We start from the raw sequence: 17,665 nt of genomic DNA, 5'->3' as shown, positions 1-17,665 counted from the left end.
CAAACTCTCCAGTTCTATTTCCCAGCCAATCACAATCAAAACATGATCGGACTTATCTACTTCTCTTCGAGTATCAACATACTCAATCGGCCCGCTCTACTACTGTTCAGTTTTCAAAGATCAAGACATGCGGCCAAGGGACCGCACTGAGCTCTTTTCCTGCCTGGCAGGGAAAAAGTGCTTTTTTCTCTTTGCCCGTCTAGCGAAACAGCTGGAGCAAGCAAGGATTCAGTTGCTACGCGACATCAAAATATCACGGGCAACCATTTTTAATATTATCTGGTTTTTTTTGTTCGGTCAAGGAAAATGTTAATCTTTTGTTTTGTTTTTTGGACTGCCCCATGGCGGAGGATTCTGCGCAAGTCAGTCTCAAAGTGGGGCTGTTCAATCTTCGCGGGTCCAGCGTGCCAGGGCATCGATCAATTTATTTGCCTGGGCTTTACTGGAAATGTTGAACTTGGCTTTGGCCTGATACTGGCCGTTTCTTTTTTGATAGCGCCGTATCGTGAACTTATCGGCGCCGTATTCCTGGTTTTTTTTATTATATTCCTGATATTTAAAGAGAATGGTCGTCCAAGCTCCTTTGGAAAGGATTTCTTTGTCGGTTTGTTTCACCAGTTGAACGCCATCTTCTTCATAGTTCACGGTCAAGTCTTCTATATGTTCGGCCATGTCTTTGTAGCTCCTGATTCGATGATGTTGCCCTGAATCCGTGATGGCTGGACGCTTGTTTTGGATATATCTTGCTGTAATCTTATTATAATTTCAGCATAATCCTTAAAGAGAACCTTCACCAGCCGCCCTTCGTGGCATCCGTGCGTACGCCATCTTCATTGCCCGTACCCATCCGATAAATTTTACTTTAATTGAACGGTCACAGACAATAAAGCTGACGCACGGGCAAACGCTTACGGACTCAGGCCTTGGTAAACGTCAAGCGGTTTTCCGGGCCACGATCAATTATAATGTGATCCCCTTCGGCAAAACGATCCTCAAGAATCTCCAGGGCTAAGGGGTCCTCGATATGGCGTTGTATGGCTCTCTTGAGAGGGCGGGCGCCAAAGGAGGGATCATACCCTGTGTCGACGAGAAACTGCTTGGCTTCCGGGGTCAGGCTTACCGTATATTTTCGTTCAGCCAAACGCTTGGTCATTCGTTTAATCTGGATATCGACAATGGCAAAGAGGTCCTCCCTGCTCAAACCTTGGAAAGTGATTATTTCATCAATTCGATTGAGAAATTCCGGCTTGAACTGCCGATGCAGCATCGAGTCGATCTCCTGGCGCATCCGGTCGGGATCGGATTGAGCCAAATCCATAATGATATGACTGCCCAGATTGGAGGTCATGATCAGGATGGAATTTTTAAAATCCACAGTTCGACCCTTGCCATCGGTCATGCGGCCATCGTCCAGAACTTGAAGAAGGACGTTGAAAACATCGGGATGCGCTTTTTCGATTTCATCAAGCAGGATCACCGAGTAGGGTCGTCGCCGTACGGCCTCGGTCAGCATCCCCCCTTCGTCATAGCCGACATAACCGGGAGGGGCGCCGATCAGTCGGGCCACCGAATGTTTTTCCATGTACTCGGACATATCGATGCGGATCATGGCCTGCTCCGAGTCAAAAAGAAAATCTGCCAGGCTTCGGGCCAGTTCGGTCTTGCCTACGCCGGTGGGGCCAAGGAAAATGAAACTGCCCAGAGGACGGTCGGGATCCTGCAAGCCGGCGCGGGCACGACGGACGGCATTGGCCACGGCGACAATGGCTTCCCGTTGGCCAATGACCCGTGCGCCAAGGGCCTTTTCTGCCTGGACTAATTTTTCTTTTTCGCCTTCCAGGAGTTTGTCCACGGGAATTCCTGTCCACTTGGCCACCACAGAGGCCACGTCTTCGGCAGAGACCTCTTCCTTGAGCATCTGGTGCTGCTCCTGGATTCTGCTCAATTGAGCATTAGCCGCTTCCAGATCTTTTTGCAATTGGACGATTTTTCCATAGCGAATTTCCGCCACCCGGCTCAGTTCGCCTGCCCGTTCGGCCTGCTGCTCTTCCATGTGCGCTTGATCGATTCTGGCCTTGATATCGCGGATGGACTGAATGGTGTCTTTTTCCAGAGTCCATTGACCTTTCATGGCGTTGAGCGTGTCTTCGAGATTGGCCAGATCCTCCTTGACTTTGCTCAACCGTTCAATGGATGCCGGGTCTTTTTCCTTTTTCAAGGCCTCTTGTTCGATTTCCAGTTTGATCTTTTTACGCTCCAACTGGTCGATCTCAGTCGGCATGGAATCGATTTCAATTCGCAGCCGGGAAGCAGCCTCGTCGATAAGGTCAATGGCCTTGTCCGGAAGAAAACGATCGGTGATATAGCGATTGGAAAGGTTGACCGCGGCAACGGTGGCCGTATCCTGGATGCGCACACCGTGATGCACTTCGTATTTATCCTTGATCCCGCGGAGGATAGCGATGGTATCTTCCTCGGTGGGTTCCTGGACCAGAACCGGTTGGAACCGGCGCTCCAGGGCCGCATCTTTTTCGATATATTTTCGGTATTCATCGAGCGTGGTGGCACCGACACAGTGGAGTTCCCCCCTCGCCAGAGCAGGCTTGAGCATGTTGGAGGCATCCATCGAGCCTTCAGCGGCGCCTGCGCCCACCAGGGTATGAATTTCATCGATGAAGAGGATGATTTCCCCGCTCCGATTTTCCACCTCCTTGAGAACGGCTTTGAGTCGATCTTCAAATTCGCCCCGGTACTTGGCACCAGCGACCAGGGAGCCGAGATCGAGGGCAATGACCTGTTTGCCCTGCAGAGTAGAGGGGATGTCGCCGTTGACAATACGCTGGGCAAGACCTTCAACTATGGCAGTTTTGCCAACGCCCGGTTCGCCGATGAGAACAGGGTTGTTTTTTGTACGTCGGGAGAGAACCTGCACGACTCGGCGTATTTCTTCATCCCTGCCGATGACGGGATCCAGTTTGCCTCTCCTGGCGACGTCGGTGAGGTTACGGGCATATTTCTCCAGCGCCTGGTACTTGTCTTCGGGATACGGGTCCGTGACCCTTTGATTGCCGCGGACAGTCATCAGTGCCTTGAGGAAGGAATCGCTGGTAATCCCCAGGCGATGGAGCATGGCTGCGGCTTTCAGTGCCCGGTCTGCCAGGATGGTGAGAAAAAGATGCTCCTGACTGACATATTCATCCTGCATATTGGCGGCGGTTTTGAACGCCTGGTCAAGCAGATTCCGAAACTGCTGCGAGGCATAGGTCTGATTGGCGGCGGCACCGCTTACCTTGGGCAGGTTGTTGATGAGCTGATTGGTTTCATGGAGAACAACACTGGGGGTGATGCCCATCTTCTGCAGGACCGGAACCACAACGCCTTCGGGTTGTTCAAGGATGGCCTTGAGTAAATGTTCGGGTTGAAGTTCCTGGTTGGTGTTATTCTGCGCTAGTTGCTGGGCAGCCTGAATAGCCTCCTGAGATTTGAGGGTGAATTTGTCAAGTTGCATGCCTTCTCTCCTTTATTCCTTTGTATAAGTATATTGAAAACAGGTTGTTAATCGTTTTCTGTGCAAGAAACAATAAGGATGAAAACAGGAGTGTCAAGAAATTGGCACCCCGATGCCGCCTGGCTTGGAGTGGCTGGAAAAGAAAAACCCCCTTGCCAACAACGGCAAGAGGGTTGAGGTGCTGCAAACAGAATGGGCTCAGCCACAGGAACCGCTACCGCATGAACCGGAGCTGCAACTGCCGCCACTACCGATGGGATTGGCAGAGGTAATGGAGAATCCAGAGCGGTATCCTGCTTCGATGAAATCCACCTTAACGGCGCCGCACTGTTCTAAAAGATTTTCATCGACCAGGAATTGTAAACCGTTTTCCTCGTACACTTTATCATTGTCTTTTGGCTCATCCAGAGCCAAGCCGAGTGATGGTCCGCTTCAGCCACCCTGCATCAAGGCGATGCGAACCGCGGAACTGATTTTGTTTTGATCCAGGTATGTTTTTAAATTACTTACAGCTGTCGCTGTTACTTCAAACATGCGTGCCTCCTCAAAATGAGATGCTGATCCGTTTTTTGGATCGCGTAAAATGGTATACAAACAAGTGTAAGGCGCTCAATCCGTCTCGTCAACCATGGGCGACAAGAAACCTTCCAAGCAAAATTTGATAAGTTACCACGTTGAACAATAAGATGAAAGTCTTCATTTCCGTTGCGCCGCTCAAAAAGCGGACAAGGGCTTATGCTGGATTTCGGCTTTTTCGGTAAAGTAGGGGGGAAGTATGGAAAAAACATTGTCAAACCACCCACCTCTTTCTACAATTCAGATATGATTGTGCGCAAATTCTATCCTAAGAGATCAGACAGATGAGAAAAAAGATACTTATATCAACCGGTGGCGGAGATGCGCCGGGGCTCAATGCCGTTATTTTTTCCGTGGTCAATGCGGCGAGTAGAAAGGGCTGGGAGATTTACGGCAGCAGGTCAGGATACGGCGGTCTGCTCGATCGCGATGATCTGATTCGGCTCACCCCGGAAGATGTCGAGGGGATTCTCTCCCAGGGGGGGACCATTCTTGGGTCGACCAACAAAGGGAATCCTTTTGCCAAGCCGGTGGAAAATCTTGCCGGTGAGATTCAGATTCTCGACATATCCGATAAAATACTCACTAATTTCAATAGAATGGGTTTTTTCTGCCACATTGCCGTCGGCGGGGACGGGAGCCTGGACATTGCTCATCGATTTGCCCAGAAAGGAATGCCGGTCATCGGCGTACCCAAGACCATTGACAACGACCTGGAGGCAACTGACCGGACTTTTGGATTCGATACCGCTGTGTCCACGGCCACGGATGCCCTCGACAAACTGCATTCCACCGCCAAATCGCACGACCGGGTCATGGTGGTGGAGGTCATGGGCCGTGATTCGGGCTGGATTGCCCTTTATTCGGGAATTTCCGGTGGTGCCGATGTGATTCTCATCCCTGAGATCCCTTTCAAAATCGATGCGGTCTGTGAAAAAATAGCCGACAACGAACTCCATGGAAAACATTATTCTATTGTAGTTGTGGCTGAAGGTGCCCGGACCGAGGATGGCGAGGTCATCAGCAAGGGAGCTGGAGAGATCGGCAGGACAGAGGTCGTCCTTGGTGGAATCGGTGAGTGGGTTGCTGATCAGATTCGTCAGCGATTGGGTAAAGATACCCGTTCACTGGTCCTTGGGCATCTCCAGCGGGGCGGTTCTCCCACCACCTTTGATCGACTGCTCGCTCTGCGTTTTGGCGCCCATGCGGTTCGGTTGGCAGAGGCGGGTGTTTTTGATCATATGGTGGCCTGGAAATCTCCGACCATGACCTCTGTTCCCATTGCCGAGGCGATTTGTCGGCGGAAACAAGTGGACTTGGGCAGTGATAAGGTCCAGACCGCTCGCGATATCGGGATCTGTCTGGGGGACTGATTTTTTATGGTCAACCAGGAAGATGGGCCTGTGTGGTTTGCCGCACTTGTGCCTGCTGTTTTTTCCAGACCCGGGTACAAACCATCATGAGGACGGCGGAGCGGTTACAGCACATCTATGACCGCATGTTTGAACGTTTCGGGCCCCAACACTGGTGGCCTGCGGAAACTCCCTTTGAGGTCATGGTGGGGGCGGTTCTCACGCAAAATACCAGTTGGCGAAATGTTGAACGGGCTATCACCAACCTCAGAGAGGTCGGCCTGCTTTCCTTCGAAGCCATGGCTGCGTTGCCCACCGGCCTGCTCGCCGAGTATATCCGTCCGGCTGGCTACTACAATGTCAAGGCCCGTCGGCTCGGCAATTTATTGTCCTCAATCAAAGAGCAACACAACGGCGATCTGGCGGGGTATCTTGGACAGCCACTTTCTGCTTTGCGTGAGCAATTACTGGCCGTCAAGGGCATCGGTCCGGAAACGGCTGATTCCATTCTGCTCTATGCCGCCAGTCACCCTGTTTTTGTGGTTGACGCCTATACGCATCGTATTCTTTGCCGACATGACCTGATTGATGAGGAGTGCGGCTACCATGAGCTTCAGGACCTGTTCATGGATCACCTGCCCGCCGATACCCGGCTGTACAATGAGTATCATGCCTTGCTGGTCCGGGTGGGCAGCAGGTTCTGCAAAAAAAAAGGTCCTGATTGTGAACAATGCCCCTTGCAGGGCGTGTGAGCGCTGGAAAATTGTTCTTTAGAGAGGGGTCTCGTTCACTTGCGTCCGGTGAAGGGTTCCGTGCGGGTAGAGCTGCTTTCTGGATCAAAGAAGGGGAAGACTTCTTTTCTGTCGGCAATCTTCCTGAATCCGTGAGCGTTCGTCCGTGCGTCAGCTTCGTTGTTCGTGACCGTTCGATTAAAGTACACTTTATCGGACGGTTACGGGCAATGAAGATGGCGTGCGGACGGATGCCTCGAAGGGCGGCTGGAGAAAATTTTTATCAAGGGTTTATCTGCAATTATACTATAATTACAGCGAAATATATCCAAAACAAGCGTCCAGCCGTCACGGATTCAGGATCTTGCCATTGACCTGATGATTATGCCAGAGCAGTTTGCGGCATATGCCCCGGATCATACTGGCTTCTTTTTTCGTCAGCCGCATACGGCCGAGAAATTGCCGGACATTGCGCATCCAATAGATCCGGTTGGTGTCATGGAGGAAGGTAATCGTGGTCAGGGCCTCCTCGATATGGGCATACATGCCCTCCAGGTCAAATGAGTTGGCCAGGTCAGCACTCGGGGCGGCGACACACGCCCTGCTGGTGCAGATGCTGTGGAATTCGTAGCAATGTATGGCCACGGCCTGGGCCAGGTTGAGTGAGGCAAACCCGGCGGTCGGTATGGTGGAGGCAAACTGGCACAAGTCAAGATCCTCGTTGGCCAGTCCGGTGCTTTCGGGGCCAAACATCAGGCCGATGCGTTGACTGGCTTGCAGAGGCGCCAACTCGGTCATAACCTCGCGCGGGGTCTGTTCCCTGAGCCGATGCCTGCCCTGCCGGGCGGTGGCACCGACCAGAATATGAAAAGGTTGCGCCGCCTCTGCTGTTGTCCGACAGATTTTCATCTCCTCAATGAGATGGGCGGCTTTATGCGTTGCCATTTTCAGCATCCGTTCTTCGTCAAACATGGCATCGGAGACGACGATGAGTTCGGTAATACCGAAATTATGGGCTATACGTGCCGATGCGCCGATGTTTTCCGGATACCTCGGTCGCACCAGGATGATACCTGTGCGGCCGCAATCGGTCGTATGCATCTGTTCATCCACCATGACCGGCATGCAGTCGGTTCAGTTGCCGGTGGTCTGCTCGAGTTCCAGATTCTTCTTCGACGGTTTTTCCGGTGACGTTGATGCGTTGCCGGTCATACGTTTAAAAAAGGGAATAATACCCCGCTCCGCCCGCTTGATGTCCTCTTCAGCTTCCTTTACCGTGATCTGCCAGGCAGGGGCAAAGCCCGGTGATCGTTCGAACATCATTTCAATGGCTTTCTGATAGACCTGCACCTGGCGTAACTCCTGACGTCCGGGTTTCTGGTTGAGAACCTGGACCATGTTGCGGAGGTTATCGCGTTCCTGGGTGATTTTATCCCGTTCCGCCTTGCGTCGTTCGTTTTCCTCGGAATCGATTTCGAGCTTGATATGCAGATGTTCGCGCAGTTTTTTCAGGTTACGCTGCAATTCACGGGTTTTGAGCATACCTCGAAACCACAGAATGAGTGCGACCAGCAGACCAATGGCCAGGCCGCGGAAAAAAGGATTGGTGGTTATGGCCGCAATCCAATTGGTGTCTTCCATACGGATACCTCAAAATGGAATAAATGATGGTAGAAGCACTCTCGTCCAGCGTCCCGGGATCAGCTGACAGATGGCCAGCGCTTCACGTATTCGGCACTGATGTATGGCAGCAGGAATGGGGCGTGACCAACGTTCACTGTTCATCCTGTGAGCGGCTGCGGGTACTGAATGGCTCTCCCTGGCGCTGATTGCACACTATTATTTGAATTGCCGGGTTCCGTCAAGGGAAACAAGGGCAGTGGACCGGGTCAGTCACCTTCATCGGTTTGCTCTCCGGATGTCAGGGAAAAAATGAGCCGTTTGCCGGCCAGGTCGACATGATCGAGCCGAACGATGACCCGGTTCCCCAGTTGATAGACGGTATTGCTGTGCTCTCCGATCAATCGGTGCCGACGGGCATCGAAGAGGTAGTAATCATCGGTCATGGAGTTCAGGGGAATACTGCCGCTGATGAAGTTGCCATCCAGGGCGATATACAGGCCCGACGAGGTCACACCGGAAATGATCGCCGTGAAATGATCGCCGATTCGATCGAGTAGGAAGAGGGCGGCCATGCGCGCATGGGCATTCCGTTCAGCGTCGATGGCTTTCCGTTCACACTGGGACAGATGAAGACCAGCCCGGACAGGATCCTTGTCCTCCTCCGGGCAGGGAAGATCATGGATTTCATTTGACTGCCCGGTAAGCAGGGCGTGAAGGACCCGGTGGGCAATCAGGTCCGGATAGCGCCGGATGGGCGAGGTGAAGTGGAGATAAAAGGAAGCAGCCAGGCCGAAATGGCCGACATTTTCAGGGGAATATCGGGCCTGCTGCATGGTCCGTAGCAGTAGGGTGTTGACGATGTATTCAGCCGGAGCATTGTGGGCCTGGCGAATGACCCGGGCAAACCAGGCAGGGTTGACCTCGGCCTCGGGGATAATCAACCCCAGGGCCCTGACGGTATCGGTGAAAGCCTCCAGTTTTGTTGGATCAGGGTATTCATGGATGCGAAACAGCACCGTTTGTTGCGCCTTGGCCAGGGTTTCGGCGACAGCCTCGTTGGCGGCGAGCATGCAATCCTCCACCAGCATATGGGCTTCATTCCGTTCGGCCAGAGAAATGGAGGCGACGTGGTCGTTTTCCAGAGTCACCTGAGGTTCAGGGATGTTAAACTCCAGGCTCCCCCGGGCCATTCGTTGTTTTTTGAGCAGGGCCGTCAATTGTCGGGCCTGGTCGAGCATCGCCAGCAGGTCAGCGTGGGGGGCTTGCATCTCAGGGGCAATTCGGTTGAGCAATTGATAGACCGTGGTGTAGGTGAAGCGCTGCCGGCTTCTGATCATACTTTTCCTATAGTGCTGGCTAATGCGCCGTCCCTGATGGTCAAAGGTGAGGGTGGCGGTGAAGGCTGGACGGTCCTGATGAGCAACGAGACTGCAAAGGTCGTTGGACAACCGTTCAGGCAACATGGGCAGCACCGTGTCCGGCAAATAGACACTTGTGCCCCGCAGATAGGCCTCACGGTCGATGGGGGAACCAGGGCGGACATAATGGGCAACGTCGGCAATGGAAACATGGAGCGTGAATCCCTCAGTGGTTTTTTCAACGCAGATGGCGTCATCAAAATCCTTGGCTGTTTCACCATCAATGGTCACATGAGGCAGATGGCGGAGATCAACACGGTCCCCACTACAGGTGGTTACAGCGGTCAGCCCCGCGGCTTCAGCTTCGACTTCGGCCGGGAAGCGATCGCGAAGGCCTGACTGGAAGATCGCCATGCGAAGTTGCACGGCAACGCTGCGGGGATCGCCAAGAATTTCTACAACCCGGCCCGACGGACCCTGACGTTCTGATCCGTAATCAGTGATTTCCGCGAGTACGGCGACACCATCGGCAGCTCCACGGTCATCACCAGCACGAATGAGTAGCGTATAGGGGAGGCGGTTATCGTCGGGCAGGACATGCCCGCCTTTGGCTGTTGCCGTGAAAAGACCACAAAGGCGGGTCACTGCCCGGCTGACAATCCGTACCACCCTACCTTCACGTCTGTTGCGCGATGTTCCCGTGATCATGACCAGGATGTGGTCGCCATGGCTGGCTCCATTGAGTTGGTGCGGAGGAATAAAGACATCCCTGCCGCCCGTGTCTTCTCCCTCGATCAGAGCGAAACCGAATCCTTTGGCATTGAGGTCCAGAGTGGCCGACAGTGCCGCCGGTTGGGCAGGCAGGCCAAACCGGCTGCCTTTTTTCTCGAGGGTACCGTTTTCGACCAGGTACAGCAGAGCTTTGTGCAGGAGGGGTAGATGATCGGGAGAGAACCTCAGCTTTTCCATGATTGCGGTGATGGTCAATGCCTGGTCGTGTTCAGCAAGCAGGGTGAGGATTTTTGACTGCAACATGGTTGTCTTTTCTCTCTCATCCCTTTTTTGCCGTTTGTTTCTTCGTGGACCGGTGTTTTTTTTGCCACGGTGGATTTTTCTGGCCATCTTTTCTTGTCGCCTCGTCATTGCTTGTCTGGATATTGCCAGGAAGAAGATTTCACTTTGTCCGCAATGGGTGATCTGCTACAGTACGTATTGCTCATTGAGTGTAAAAAAATGAATCATACACTATTCAGCGGGCAAGGAAAGGAAAAGACCGGCGGGTATTGCCGGGTTAGAGTTTTGATCACCTATGCCGGTGATGAACGGTCACAAGGAACATACTGGGCGGATGCAGTACGCAAAATTTGACATCAACGGGTACCGTCGGGTCATGGCCGCTTTTATCGGCGAAGGTCCTGAATCCCAGGTTTTCCGCGACGCACTCGATTTCGCTCTCGAGGCACATGGTGCGCAATGGCGTCGTTCCGGCGATCCATATATCATGCATCCCTGTTCGGTGGCGAGAATTCTTGCCGAAGAACTGGACATCCGCAATGCTGAAATTCTGGCGGCGGCACTTCTCCACGACACCGTCGAGGATGTTCCGGAGGTAACCACCGAAGTTATCGGCAAAAAATTCGGTGCCAATGTTGCTGCCATTGTCGAGGGATGTACCAAGGTAACGCACTATACCGGTGACCGGCAAACCTTCAAAAAACTGGTCCATCGGAAAATATTCAGTGGTGCCGCGGCCAAGCTGGAGGTTATGATTGTCAAACTCGCCGACCGCTTGCATAATCTGCGCACCCTTTCCAGTATGCCCCGCCACAAACGGCAGAAAATTGCCGACGAAACCCTGGATATCTACGCTCCGTTGGCCACCATTCTGGGACTGTTCGCCATCAAGCGGGAACTGTACAATCTGGCGCTGGCGTATAAGTTTCCGCGTCAAGGCAGCCGATTGCAGATGCATATCAACAGTCTGCGCAATGATCCTGAAGTGCTGCAGATTATCAACAATGTGCAGCAGGCGCTGGAAAAAGGGGGACTGGCCGGCAAGATCCACCTGCGAACCAAGGGGTTGTGGGGATATTATGATGTCCGCAACCGAATTTTGATTAAAGAGATCGAGAGCCCTCAGGAATTTCTTATTCTGATGGAAACCAAAAATGGTTGCTATCAGGCCCTGGGTGTCCTGAATGAAATCTATCCGCCCATCCCCCGGACCATCCGGGATTTTATCGCCAGTCCCAAACCATCCGGATACCAGGGGCTGCATGCCCGACCCAATATCAATGGGCGTAAATATCTTTTCAAGATCCGGACCGAAGAAATGGCCCGCCGAGCCCAGCGCGGCATGGTCCGTGATTGGACAGCTGATGGCAAAAGCCGGGGACGATTTGTCAAGGAAATCCAGGAAATGTTTGACATTCTCGGCAGCGACGATTCAGTGTCCTACCGGGACATGATTGCCGCCAGCGGCCGTAAGGAAATCTACACCTACACACCCCAGGGTGATCTTATCTGCTTGCCGGTTAATTCCATTCTCCTTGATTTTGCTTTTCGGGTGCATACCGCCATAGGTCATACCGCCATTGGTGGCATGATAGGCAAGCAGAAGGTCGGCCTTGAGCATCAACTCCGTGACGGCAATGTTATCAAGGTTATCCGTCAGGAGGAACAGGTGCACTTTGAGCCTGGATTGCAGAAACTCTGTCAGACCCCTAAGGCCAGGTCCGAACTGGCCAAGGCATTCCGGTTGCGGCGGGAGGCTGTGTCCCACCAGATAGGGAAGACGGTGTTGGCACAGGAACTGCGGCGCTATGGCGTGCCGTTTGAGATCGTGGAAAAAAAAGGTATGGCCGACATTCTCGAATATTTCGGGATCGATACCCTGGATGAGCTGTACCTGCAGGTGGGCGAGGGGAGAGTGCGGTTGCGCGAATTGATTTATGAGATCCGTCATGGTCTCTATGTTGGCCGCCCGACGCTGTATCAACCCACCGGAGTCTTTAATCGGGTCGATCTGGCCACCGTGGATCCGGTGGTGATTAAATCGTCGGCCTGCTGCAAGCCCGGCCCTCTGGATAAAGGCCTGGTCGGGCTGCTCAGTGAGCGGGGACTGTCTTTGCACAGCAAAGATTGCGCTCAGTTACAGAAGATCAATTTTCAGCGGGAGGATGCGGTGGAAGTCCGCTGGAAACTCAAAGGGACCAGGATCGATAAGGCTCAGAAAATCATAATCATGCAGGCAAGCAGAAATCGGCTGCTCATGCTGCTTTCCGTGGCCCCAGAGGAGATGAAGGTCGTTGATGTCGTCTATCTTGGTAAGGGAACAGCCATGGTGGGTGACTGGGAAATCAATTTCAGGGTGACCAACCTGTACGGGTTGAAGAAAATCAATCGTCATTTCGAACGTTCCGGCCTGCGGTATGAATTTGAACTGGAGCAATGACGACGCAGGTGGTGCCGCGCACGAACAGTTGGTGACTTGACCTGCCACTCTGTGGTGTTTATAGTAAAAAAATCTTGAGAGTCCAGGATCTCTGCCGTATGCAGGGGTTGGAATCGGAGATGTTCGACCTTGTTCGCCGATGGCGCCTCCCCGGATTTATTACTCCTTTGCGGTCCGTGGCAGGCGCCATTTCTTTTGAGGCAGGCAACCATTGATATGGGCATCAAGATAGGCACGGAATGTTTCCCTGGACAGTTCACGGGCTCCGAACCGGACCAGATGTTCAGTGGTCATCTGGCAATCGATCAAGGCAATATCAAGGTGAAGGGCCTGATCGATCAGAAAAGCCAGAGCTATCTTGGATGCATCTCTCTCCATGGTGAACATCGATTCACCGAAAAAAATTCGATCCAGGCAGAGCCCGTACAGCCCTCCAGCCAAAACACCTTCCCGCCAGCATTCGACGGAGTGGGCGAAGCCAAGTCCGTGTAAGCGGATGTACGCCTGTTGCATCTCCGGTGTGATCCAGGTCCCTTTTTCCCGGCGGCCTGAAGCTGTTGCACATGCTGTTAGGACCTGTTCAAAAGCGGTGTCCGTGGTCACGGTGAATTTGCCGGCCTTGATGGTGCGCAGTAATCGTCGAGGCAGATGGAATTCGTTGGGAAAGAGGACCAGGCGTGGGGCCGGTGACCACCAGAGGATGGGATCCCCCTCCGCATACCAGGGAAAGATGCCCTGGCTGTAGGCAGTGAGGATGCGGGCTGGATTGAGATCCCCTCCCACAGCCAGGAGACCGTCGGGTTCGGCGAATTCCGGATCCGGAAAAATATGAGCGTCAATGAGGCGGAAAACGGGCATAACTGGGTCTGGTCAAGGAAAATTGAAGCGTGTCGGGTGAAATCCTACCGTGGAACACGAAAAAGGCAAGCATGAAGGCATGCTTTGGTTGCGAAACTCTGTCGACTCCGTTCTGTCGTTTCCGCAGCCAGTTGAACGATAGGGCAAAAAATGAGAGCATCCCGCACGCCATCTTCATTATCCGTACCCGTCCGATAACGTGTACTTTATTGCACGATCACAGGCAATACAGCTGACGCACGGATGCACGCTCACGGATCCAGGCAGGTGCATGGTGCATGAAGTCTGGAAAATTCATCAATTGGCCTAAAAAGAGGTTTACAGGAAGCGGTAACTAATTGATAATCAATCGACTTGTTGATGCGTTACCGCCATGGGCAGGATGTGGCTCTATTCATTGGCGGACATGATGGCCGTATCAGTGAAAATGAGAAACCTTGAATCCGTGACGGCTGGATCTTATTTTTGGATATATCTTGCTGTAATCATATTATAAATGCAGTGGAATCCTTGATAGGAACCATCACCAGCCGCCCTTCGGAGCATCCGTCCGCACGCCATCTTCATTGCCCGCAACAGTCCGATAAAGTGTACTTTAATCGGACTGTCACCAACAACAAAGCTGACGCACGGACGAACGCTCACGGATCCAGGTGAACGTATACCTTTTGGTTCGACTGATTGGCCACGTGATTTTTCACTGTCAAGCCCCTGCCAGCCGTTTTGTTCAGGCCCCGAGACCAGCGCCGATTTTTTTTTGCATGTCCATCTGAACGCTTATGTATCTTGAACATTTTCATCTCAGTCAGTCCCCCTTTGGTGAGGAACCGGATCCGGAGATTTTTTTTCCGGAAGCCGGGCGAGAAGAAGTGCGCCAGTCACTGATTCTCGATATCCTCAAAAGTAAACCAATAATCAGGCTCATCGGCCGTGAGGGGTATGGTAAGACCTTGATCTGTCAAGCGGTTATCAATCGGCTGCCCGGTCAGTACGGCGTCGTCTATATTGACAACCCGGTGGGGGCTTTTGATGATCTGCTGCGGATAGTCTGCCTTGATCTCGGCATGGATCCGAGCGGTGGGCATGAAGGGATCAGCTTTTCCGATGAGATGCTGCGCCTCCTGCGCCTGCGTAAGGAAGCGGGAAGGAAGACGGTCTTGTGCATTGACGAGGCGGAAAAATTATTCCTCGCTACTTTAGAGCGCCTGGTGCGCAATGTCAGTGAGAAATGGAAGGGTCTCGGCCTGACAGTGGTGCTCAGCGGCCGGCCTGGTCTAGATGCCAATTTCGAACAACTCGCCGCCTTTACCGCCACGGTTGATACCCATACCAGCTACACCCTGCAGCCGTTGAACGAACATGAAACCGCACAGTATCTTCGTTTTCGCCTGCAGGCCGCCGGTCTCAGTGTCGATCGCCACGGTGATGTGTTCACCGATGGAGCGGTTGCCAAAATTTTTGCATCCTCTCAGGGGAACCCCCGGATGATCAATATTTTGGCGGAAGAGTCTCTGCAGGTCTCCTGTTCGGAAAAATCCTTCATGGTGCTGCTCGACCACGTCGATTCCCAGACCGACAAAGGGTTGCGGATGGAGAGCCGGATGTCAGGAATCTATCAAATGCTCCGGCGCAACAGGTTCGCCGCCGGCCTCGGCTGTCTGATGGTCATTGGTCTCCTGATCGGTTTCATGCTCGGCGGGACCGCTGAAGAGGAAATTGTACCAACTGCAGTCAGCGTTGAACCACCCATCGAGGAGACCTTGCCCTCCGTTCCCGAAGAACCAGTACCTCCAGACCAGTTGGCGGAGGTCGAAACACCTCCCAGCCAGGTGACGGAGGACAAAACCCCTGTTACGGATCCTGAGGCGGTTGAGCGGGAGTCACCCATCGTCACCCCGGTGGAGGAGCCTGTACCGGTTCTCCAGGCCCAGGCCATGCGACCGGTGACGGAACAGGAAATATCCGAAGGTGACCTTCTGGTTCGAGAACGGCAGAGGGCCAGCGCCGGGTGGTTAGCCGGCGCCTACCGGGGCGGGTACACCATTCAGTTGATGATGCTGGTTTCGGAGCAGGCACAGACCAGTGTGGCCAGGATGCTCGTTGACGAAGACTACCGTCAGATCGTCGACCAACTCTATATCCTCAACCGAAAAACCACCCCACCGACACTGTTCATCTTTTACGGTATCTACGACACCATGGATGAGGCCAGGGAGGCACGCAACAATATGCCGGTCTTTCTGCGTCAACACCATCCCTACCCACTTTCCATTGCCGAGGCGCTGAAAAAAACCGAGAGGTGATATGAACGTTCTGCTTGCCAGGCCACGCGGATTCTGCGCCGGGGTCAACCGGGCCATTGCCATCGTTCATCGAGCCCTCGAGCGTTACGCCCCCCCGGTGTACGTTCTCCATGAAATTGTCCACAACACCCATGTTCTTGCCGCCCTGCGCAGACGCGGAGCCGTTTTTGTCGAGGAACTGGAGGATATCCCCCGTGGTGCGGTGAGCATTTTCAGTGCCCATGGGGTGTCACGGACTGTTGAGGATCAGGCACGGGCCATGGGGCTGCGCACCATCGACGCGACCTGTCCCCTGGTCTCCAAAGTGCATCGGCGGGTGGTCCACCTCAACGAGCTTGGCTACGATATCCTCGTCATTGGTCATAAAGGACACCCCGAGGTTGAAGGCACCTGTGGTCAGGCCACCGGCCGGGTGCATGTCATCTCAACCCCGGCTGAGGTGGCTGACCTCAGGGTGGCTGATCCGGCCAAAGTGGGGTATGTGACCCAGACGACCTTGAGCGTTGACGATACTGCCGAGATGCTGGCCGCTCTCCGAAGGCGTTTTCCGTTGATCTCGGAACCGGACCGGACCGATATCTGCTATGCCACCAGCAACCGGCAGGCTGCGGTCCGGTTGCTGGCGGACCGGGTCGAGCTGGTCCTCATTGTCGGGTCGAAAAACAGTTCCAACTCAAACCGTTTGCGCGAGGTCGCGGCATTGCGGGGTGTTTCTGCTCATCTCATCGACCATGCCGGCGAGATCGAGTCGCATTGGTTCAGCGGCATTCAACGGGTGGGTGTCAGTGCCGGAGCCTCGGCGCCGGAACATCTGGTGGTGGAGGTCGTCGACTGGCTGCGGCAACATGGGGCCGATACGGTTGAGGAAATGGACGGAAAGGAAGAGCATATCAATTTTTTCGTTCCTGATCTGGAATTGTGACCCTGGACTGCTCCGGGGCATTGAGATGGCTTGACAGACTGGTCACCGTTCAGCGGACCAGTTGATGAACACCAACAACCTCGATCTCCCGGCAGATTGTTTTCTGGCACCGATACAGGGCTTTGAGAGTGGCCGGATAGGGGTGACCGATTCCGATGGCTGTTCCCTGTTGGCGCGCCAGGGCAATGAGTTTAACAATCTGGTCAAGGATAAGGTCCGGGTCCTGATCATTGTCGAGAAAGAGGTGGCGCCGCGCCGAGGGCAGGCCTGAACGTTGTGCCGCCTGCAATCCCTGTGAATCGATACTGGTAAAGGAATCGATAAAAAACAGGGAGTGCTTCTGCAGGGTGGCGATGACCAGGCGCATTGCTGCTTGTTCTTCGGTGAAGCGGGAGCCCATATGGTTGTTGGCGCCGATGGCATGCGGCACAGCGGCCAGCATCTTTTCGATTTTTTCTCTGATCACCTCGGGAGTATCAACGACCATCAGGGCACCCGGTCCCGGGTCCCAGGAAATATCTTTTGGTTCCATCGGCAGGTGCACCAGGACGTCGCGACCGGCTCGATGGGCGGTCCTGGCCTGCTCCGTGGTGAAAGGTGCATGGGGCAGGAAAGAGAAGGACAGGTTGAGATCAAGCCCCAGCAGCTGATCACCGAGTTGGCGATGGAAGCCCATATCATCGATGATAATGGCGATTCTGGGTGCTGGTGAAGACTGTATAGCCTTGTGCTGCTGCTCTGGTTCTGCAATCGATACGGCTTCGTTTTCCGCATTCCGCGGCTTGCCGGCTCGTGCATGGATGATCAGGGGGGCAACGAGCAGGTGGGTGGCCACTACCCCGCCGGTCCGTGCATCGGTCTTGTTCTGCTCGGCATGCTCCTGGAAAGGGTTGCAGCCAGAGAGCAGCATGGCGGCGAGCAGGGACAAAACCACGGCAACCCAGACAGCTGTACGGGATTTGTTGACCATCATGATGAAC

13 protein-coding genes are annotated in these 17,665 nt (G+C 53.7%); 5 read left to right on the top strand and 8 right to left on the bottom strand.

The genetic code is table 11. From position 1 onward, the window contains the following. Window positions 1–384: 384 nt before the first annotated feature. The 3 genes from JWG43_RS12315 to JWG43_RS12305 all read right to left on the bottom strand — a co-directional run bounded on the left by JWG43_RS12315 (window position 385) and on the right by JWG43_RS12305 (window position 4,042). On the bottom strand, window positions 385–672 hold the full coding sequence (locus JWG43_RS12315; RefSeq protein WP_205243238.1) for a hypothetical protein: 288 nt from the start codon (window positions 670–672) through the stop codon (window positions 385–387). A 244-nt stretch (window positions 673–916) separates the two neighbouring features. After that, window positions 917–3,508: an ATP-dependent chaperone ClpB gene (clpB, locus tag JWG43_RS12310; RefSeq protein ID WP_205243237.1), complete on the bottom strand. Its 2,592-nt coding sequence runs from the start codon at window positions 3,506–3,508 to the stop codon at window positions 917–919. Between the two features lie 198 nt (window positions 3,509–3,706). Continuing rightward, window positions 3,707–4,042 (bottom strand): IscA/HesB family protein, encoded by a 336-nt coding sequence (locus JWG43_RS12305; RefSeq protein WP_332925359.1) that lies wholly within the window; start codon window positions 4,040–4,042, stop codon window positions 3,707–3,709. 326 nt (window positions 4,043–4,368) lie between these two features. Here JWG43_RS12305 and JWG43_RS12295 point away from each other — a divergent pair, with 326 nt between their 5' ends. Both JWG43_RS12295 and JWG43_RS12290 read left to right on the top strand, forming a co-directional pair. Next, window positions 4,369–5,457 (top strand): 6-phosphofructokinase, encoded by a 1,089-nt coding sequence (locus JWG43_RS12295; protein ID WP_205243234.1) that lies wholly within the window; start codon window positions 4,369–4,371, stop codon window positions 5,455–5,457. 86 nt (window positions 5,458–5,543) lie between these two features. Continuing rightward, window positions 5,544–6,188 (top strand): endonuclease III domain-containing protein, encoded by a 645-nt coding sequence (locus JWG43_RS12290; RefSeq protein WP_205243233.1) that lies wholly within the window; start codon window positions 5,544–5,546, stop codon window positions 6,186–6,188. 327 nt (window positions 6,189–6,515) lie between these two features. On the opposite strand, the gene JWG43_RS12285 is transcribed toward JWG43_RS12290, so the two are convergent. From JWG43_RS12285 to rnr, 3 genes are all read right to left on the bottom strand, one after another. Continuing rightward, window positions 6,516–7,268, bottom strand: coding sequence for an RNA methyltransferase (locus tag JWG43_RS12285; RefSeq protein ID WP_240193560.1), 753 nt, complete (start codon window positions 7,266–7,268; stop codon window positions 6,516–6,518). 33 nt (window positions 7,269–7,301) lie between these two features. Further along, window positions 7,302–7,808 carry a hypothetical protein gene (locus JWG43_RS12280; protein WP_205243231.1) on the bottom strand — a complete coding sequence of 169 codons (507 nt, stop codon included), beginning with the start codon at window positions 7,806–7,808 and terminating at the stop codon, window positions 7,302–7,304. A 248-nt stretch (window positions 7,809–8,056) separates the two neighbouring features. Further along, entirely contained in the window at window positions 8,057–10,183 is a 2,127-nt protein-coding gene (rnr, locus tag JWG43_RS12275) for a ribonuclease R (RefSeq protein ID WP_205243230.1), read from the bottom strand. A 313-nt stretch (window positions 10,184–10,496) separates the two neighbouring features. On the opposite strand from rnr, the gene JWG43_RS12270 reads away from it, so the two are divergent. Further along, window positions 10,497–12,602, top strand: a complete 2,106-nt coding sequence (locus JWG43_RS12270; RefSeq protein ID WP_205243229.1) for a RelA/SpoT family protein — start codon at window positions 10,497–10,499, stop codon at window positions 12,600–12,602. Between the two features lie 159 nt (window positions 12,603–12,761). Here JWG43_RS12270 and aat read toward each other — a convergent pair whose 3' ends face one another. Then, on the bottom strand, window positions 12,762–13,460 hold the full coding sequence (gene aat, locus JWG43_RS12265) for a leucyl/phenylalanyl-tRNA--protein transferase (RefSeq protein ID WP_205243228.1): 699 nt from the start codon (window positions 13,458–13,460) through the stop codon (window positions 12,762–12,764). Between the two features lie 779 nt (window positions 13,461–14,239). Here aat and JWG43_RS12260 point away from each other — a divergent pair. Together JWG43_RS12260 and ispH are read left to right on the top strand one after the other, a co-directional pair. Beyond that, window positions 14,240–15,763, top strand: a complete 1,524-nt coding sequence (locus JWG43_RS12260; protein WP_205243227.1) for an AAA family ATPase — start codon at window positions 14,240–14,242, stop codon at window positions 15,761–15,763. Between the two features lies 1 nt (window position 15,764). Continuing rightward, the gene (ispH, locus tag JWG43_RS12255) at window positions 15,765–16,685 is read left to right on the top strand and encodes a 4-hydroxy-3-methylbut-2-enyl diphosphate reductase (protein WP_205243226.1); all 921 of its coding nucleotides are present in this window, start codon (window positions 15,765–15,767) and stop codon (window positions 16,683–16,685) included. 49 nt (window positions 16,686–16,734) lie between these two features. Here ispH and JWG43_RS12250 read toward each other — a convergent pair whose 3' ends face one another. Continuing rightward, complete coding sequence (locus tag JWG43_RS12250) at window positions 16,735–17,658, bottom strand: divergent polysaccharide deacetylase family protein (RefSeq protein ID WP_205243225.1); 924 nt, start codon at window positions 17,656–17,658, stop codon at window positions 16,735–16,737. Window positions 17,659–17,665 lie beyond the last annotated feature (7 nt).

The sequence above is a fragment of the Desulfobulbus alkaliphilus genome, from assembly GCF_016918545.1.
Classification (GTDB): domain Bacteria; phylum Desulfobacterota; class Desulfobulbia; order Desulfobulbales; family Desulfobulbaceae; genus Desulfobulbus; species Desulfobulbus alkaliphilus.
Note: the sequence above shows the minus strand (reverse complement) of the source record. Positions and strands in the feature narration are given on the sequence as shown.

Coding starts and splice junctions, on each gene's coding strand:
- JWG43_RS12315 (WP_205243238.1), bottom strand. CDS start 672: ATGGCCGAACATATAGAAGACTTGACCGTGAACTATGAAGAAGATGGC.
- clpB (WP_205243237.1), bottom strand. CDS start 3,508: ATGCAACTTGACAAATTCACCCTCAAATCTCAGGAGGCTATTCAGGCT.
- JWG43_RS12295 (WP_205243234.1), top strand. CDS start 4,369: ATGAGAAAAAAGATACTTATATCAACCGGTGGCGGAGATGCGCCGGGG.
- JWG43_RS12290 (WP_205243233.1), top strand. CDS start 5,544: ATGAGGACGGCGGAGCGGTTACAGCACATCTATGACCGCATGTTTGAA.
- JWG43_RS12285 (WP_240193560.1), bottom strand. CDS start 7,268: ATGCATACGACCGATTGCGGCCGCACAGGTATCATCCTGGTGCGACCG.
- JWG43_RS12280 (WP_205243231.1), bottom strand. CDS start 7,808: ATGGAAGACACCAATTGGATTGCGGCCATAACCACCAATCCTTTTTTC.
- rnr (WP_205243230.1), bottom strand. CDS start 10,183: ATGTTGCAGTCAAAAATCCTCACCCTGCTTGCTGAACACGACCAGGCA.
- JWG43_RS12270 (WP_205243229.1), top strand. CDS start 10,497: ATGCAGTACGCAAAATTTGACATCAACGGGTACCGTCGGGTCATGGCC.
- aat (WP_205243228.1), bottom strand. CDS start 13,460: ATGCCCGTTTTCCGCCTCATTGACGCTCATATTTTTCCGGATCCGGAA.
- JWG43_RS12260 (WP_205243227.1), top strand. CDS start 14,240: ATGTATCTTGAACATTTTCATCTCAGTCAGTCCCCCTTTGGTGAGGAA.
- ispH (WP_205243226.1), top strand. CDS start 15,765: ATGAACGTTCTGCTTGCCAGGCCACGCGGATTCTGCGCCGGGGTCAAC.
- JWG43_RS12250 (WP_205243225.1), bottom strand. CDS start 17,658: ATGATGGTCAACAAATCCCGTACAGCTGTCTGGGTTGCCGTGGTTTTG.